General features: G+C 40.4%; 4 protein-coding genes and 1 pseudogene. 4 read left to right on the top strand and 1 reads right to left on the bottom strand.

Features of this window, described 5'->3' with window-relative positions; all coding sequences use genetic code 11:
• Both ACED45_RS23780 and ACED45_RS23775 read left to right on the top strand, forming a co-directional pair.
• Window positions 1–446 (top strand): annotated as a pseudogene (locus ACED45_RS23780) (HlyD family secretion protein); the annotation flags it as partial.
• A 218-nt stretch (window positions 447–664) separates the two neighbouring features.
• Window positions 665–1327, top strand: coding sequence for an OmpA family protein (locus ACED45_RS23775; protein ID WP_371715186.1), 663 nt, complete (start codon window positions 665–667; stop codon window positions 1325–1327).
• Between the two features lie 56 nt (window positions 1328–1383).
• On the opposite strand, the gene ACED45_RS23770 is transcribed toward ACED45_RS23775, so the two are convergent.
• The gene (locus tag ACED45_RS23770) at window positions 1384–2391 is read right to left on the bottom strand and encodes an AraC family transcriptional regulator (RefSeq protein ID WP_017081817.1); all 1008 of its coding nucleotides are present in this window, start codon (window positions 2389–2391) and stop codon (window positions 1384–1386) included.
• Window positions 2392–2675: 284 nt separating this feature from the next.
• On the opposite strand from ACED45_RS23770, the gene ACED45_RS23765 reads away from it, so the two are divergent.
• Window positions 2676–3644, top strand: a complete 969-nt coding sequence (locus tag ACED45_RS23765; protein WP_371715185.1) for an alpha/beta fold hydrolase — start codon at window positions 2676–2678, stop codon at window positions 3642–3644.
• A gap of 148 nt (window positions 3645–3792) precedes the next feature.
• Window positions 3793–3984, top strand: a complete 192-nt coding sequence (locus ACED45_RS23760) for a hypothetical protein (RefSeq protein WP_102394268.1) — start codon at window positions 3793–3795, stop codon at window positions 3982–3984.
• The last annotated feature ends 231 nt before the right edge of the window (window positions 3985–4215 follow it).

Here is a 4215-nt window from a genome sequence, read left to right as displayed (position 1 = left end):
AGAGAAGCTGCTTAGTAAACAAGCGAATGATGACAACTACCTTGAAAAACGCCGCCAACGAGAAATACGTATTGATGAGAGTGAATCATCAAGCGATTAGAAATGTTAAACCGGGTCAATTGGCTGAATTTACAACGCCAGTTTATCCAGGGAAAGTATTCACGGCAGAGGTTGAAGGTATTATTGAAGCAACCGGCGAAGCGCAAAGTAACTTGCTTGGCTTTGACCAGAATGTTCGCTCTACGACAGGCAAGAACCTACAAAACAAACATCACTTTGTTAGGTTGAAAGTCTTTGAACCTGAAGGCTATAGCGTACCAGTCGGCTCGGTTGGTTTAGCTTGGATTAGCGGAGAAAAGCCAACAGAGCTTATGGCGTTTCTTGATGTAATACGTGGAATCATTTTACGTATGAAGTCGCAGCTCTACTACTTCTACTCTTTCTAGAGCTAGAGCTAGAGCTAGAGCTAGAGCTAGAACTAGAACTAGAGTTAATTCGGTTATTTAATTCCGAATTATTCAAAATAAGATTATTAATGAAATTACGGACCACAGTCGTGGTCTGTAATTTTAATATGTTTGCTATTCAGTGAATATTTAATCGAAAGTCTAAATTTAACTGGAATATATTTATGCTATTCATATCTTCTGAAATAAAAAGATGCATTAAACCTATTATCTCTCTGTTGCTATTAACGAGCTTGGTGGGCTGTCAGGCGACTCAACGTCAGGACGCAACGACTGGTGAGATGGAAACGAATTCCACAACAAAAGGGGCTGCGATTGGTTCTTTGTCTGGTGCTGCGATTGGTCTCCTGTCTGGAGATAATTCAAAAGAACGGAAAAAGAGAGCGTTAATTGGGGCAACGGCTGGCGGTCTCATCGGTGGAGGAGTCGGCTACACACTGGATAAGCAAGAGGACGCTTTGCGTCAGGAGTTGCTAGGTTCAGGCGTTCAAGTAAAGCGTGTTGGTGAAAATGAGTTAGTGTTGGTGATGGAAAACGGCATCGGTTTTCGCTCTGATGAATACCTACTTGAAGCGACGGTATACAATTCATTGAATGGTGTTGCGAGAATATTGGTCGAGTACCCAGATTCGTATTTGCAGATCAAAGGCTATACCGACAGTACTGGCAATGATGCTTCTAATCAGCAGTTGTCTGAGAAACGTGCTGATTCAGTAAAAGCTTACTTAGTGAATCAAAAAGTGAAAGGTGGACGAATCAGTACCAGCGGCCTTGGTGAACGTTACCCTATTTGTGACAATGCAACCGAAGACGGAAGAGCCTGCAATCGCCGTGTCGAGATCAGTATCCAAGCCATCTAGCGAGGTGATGCAATCTTTCTCATCCGCAAGTAGAGACATTTTGCGGATGTTCTATTTTATTCTAATGACTTGAGGTATTGCTTTGGTGTCATGCCTCGATGTTTCTTAAACATATGTGTAAAACTGTCTAGGTGGCTATATCCCAATTTGTGGGCAACTTCGTCGACAGGCATTGATTGGCTTAGCATCTTGACGGCTTTATTACTCAAGACAAAACCACACATTTCGGTGAAGTTATGGCCATATTTGTGGAATCTGCGTTGAAATGTTTGTGTAGATAGACCAAATAATTTCGATACTCTTTCGAGCGTCGGTAATCCAAAGTGACATGAGTAATTGATGGCCTCATAAACCAATTTAGTATCATCGCTTGGATCGGGCATATCTAAGCATCGATCCAAGTCCTCAAAATTTAAAGAAAAGGTTTGTTTGGTATCTTGATTTTCAGCCAGATTTGCCAAGCGTAAGTTGGAATGAAACCAGATCTCTGTTTGATGATGATTCCATGTTACGTCACAGCCAAAATAGTCTCGATATAGGTTCTCATCCGCACGCTCCCCAGAAAGTAATACGCGCATCGGAGCGAAATCTACCCCAAGGTATTTCTTCAATATCTTTAACATCAAAACAGCGACTCTAATACTGTCATGAACGTCTAAGTGTTCTGCATCATACTGATTGTTGTAAGTCCACTTGATGATAGACCCCGCAGGTGCAGCAACCCAAAAAGCACCGGATTGAATACACCCCATGCCGTAATTTACCTTTCTTATCGTCGACATTAAGTCATGACCAGAGAACATCCATTGGCCTAATCCGCCCAAGTCTTCGACCCGGAAATGGCGCACAGCCTCGAGCATAAAGTTTGGATTTTTTGTATAGCATTCGAGTTCTTCATAAAGCTGAAATACCTCAGAAATGGGCAACAGGTTCATTGTGTGATTAAACGCGGATTGGGGAATTGTCTGTGGGGAGATTGGATCTGAATAATATTGATTACATACGTTGTAATACAAATTCATCAGGCTATTTACCCTTATAAAGTAAGTTGTGTTGATAGTCATTGATCCATCCAAACCTCTGTGAATTAGGTCATAAATATAGCATAAATGACGTAATTTAACGAGTTTTAACAGACCCCAACGATGTTAGTTAACATCAAATATATCGGTAAAGTAGTGGCGATAATATTAGTAATAATGGTGTTAACTACAATTATTGATAGCTGTAAATACTGAGTTGAGTAAACCCCAATACTATTTTTGAGAACCATAAATAAATTGGATGGAAATTTTTAATCATGGTTTCAGCGTCTTTTAACTTCAGAGAATTAAATAGAGATTAATTAATGACACATACTCCTAAGATAGAAAAAATTAGCGTGTTTGATCGTATTAACGCATCGGCACTGATGTTATTGACTTCTGAATATAAAAGCTTGGAGCAGTTGCGAAGAAAAAACGACTATCCAATGTTCCCAACATTTGAAACGACACCATCCATGCCAATAAAGCGAACCAAGATAAATGGTGTCGATATTCGATACGCACATTCTGAAGCGATTGGTAAACCGACTCTTGTGATGCTTTCCCCTTTTCCTCAAAGCATTCTTGCGTATGCCCCTATTTGGAGTGGGTTGGCTGAACACTACAACCTATATGCTTACGATATGCCTGGGTTCGGCGGCAGTGCGGGCGGGATTGAATACATGTCTTTCAAGGCTCAAGGCGACTTTTTAAAAGAATTCTTAAATCATTTGGATATTCAAGAACCACATTTATTGGGGCCTGACGTTGGTATGCCCGCGATCGTTTACTATGTGGGCACATATGACAATGATGTCAAAAGTTTATTGATAGGCGATGGCCCAGCAATTAATCCTTCGTCAAATGCAAGCGCCATCCGAAAAATGGTCGACTCATCGTTTTGGCGCACTGTTTTTAAAGTGACAGGGGCTGGCTCTTTAGTTCAAGGCTGTATCAAGGTTTGCTATACGAACTATCGCCCCAATCAAGAAGAGATTTCCGACTATATTGCTTCTTATCGCAATCGAATTCCTGCCGTCATGCAATGGTTTAAAGACTACCCAAAAAGTCTAGCAACGGTTGATCCATTGCTCGATAAAATAGAGTTACCCACTCAGATATTTTGGGGAGGAAACGATGCAATTCTTTACGTCGATAATGGAGAACGTTTAGCTAAACGTATGTCGAATGCTGAGTTAACAGTATTCAAAGGCAGTGGTCATTTTTGTTATCAAGATAGGTATCAAGAGTTTTCGGTAATGGTGAAATATTGGATTGATAAGACGCAATAACAGTTAAATGACTGAGTAAATATGATTGAAATGGAACTACGAGAAGGTTCATGCTCAATAAAAGTGAATGTCGATTTATTGAGCGCCTTTCGAGCTTTTTACCACTTCTATCCTCATCCCTTATCTAAAACTAATCAAGGCATGGTAAATGCAGAAGCTAACCCTTTTAGCGCTAAGTTGTATTCTATTATTAGGTTGTTCTATCAATAAGGTAGCCGAAGAAAAAGACCACTTCGTTGATGATTATATCGAAATTAATAAACACAATATTAAAGACTTACCTCAGTTGTTAAATGCTATCGCGTTTGAATATTCTAGGTTTGCCAATCAAGCTGAATAGCCGCTTTTTGCCCTCGCTAACAATTATGTTTCACGATCCTGTTTTAGAGTCGAGCCTGGTACATAAAGAGCATTTGAGTACGTTAGGCATGCCCTTAAACGTCTCGCTATATATAGACGAAAATGGAGATCCTAACGTGATTGGAGTGAAACTCGTCACTCGGACGTGAGTTACAGCGGGCTTTGTTTCCTAAATCAGGGAACTAATGCTTAAAGCTACGATCAGATCATC

This window comes from Vibrio crassostreae (assembly GCF_041439375.1).
In the GTDB taxonomy this organism is placed as follows: domain Bacteria; phylum Pseudomonadota; class Gammaproteobacteria; order Enterobacterales; family Vibrionaceae; genus Vibrio; species Vibrio crassostreae_D.
Note: the sequence above shows the minus strand (reverse complement) of the source record. Positions and strands in the feature narration are given on the sequence as shown.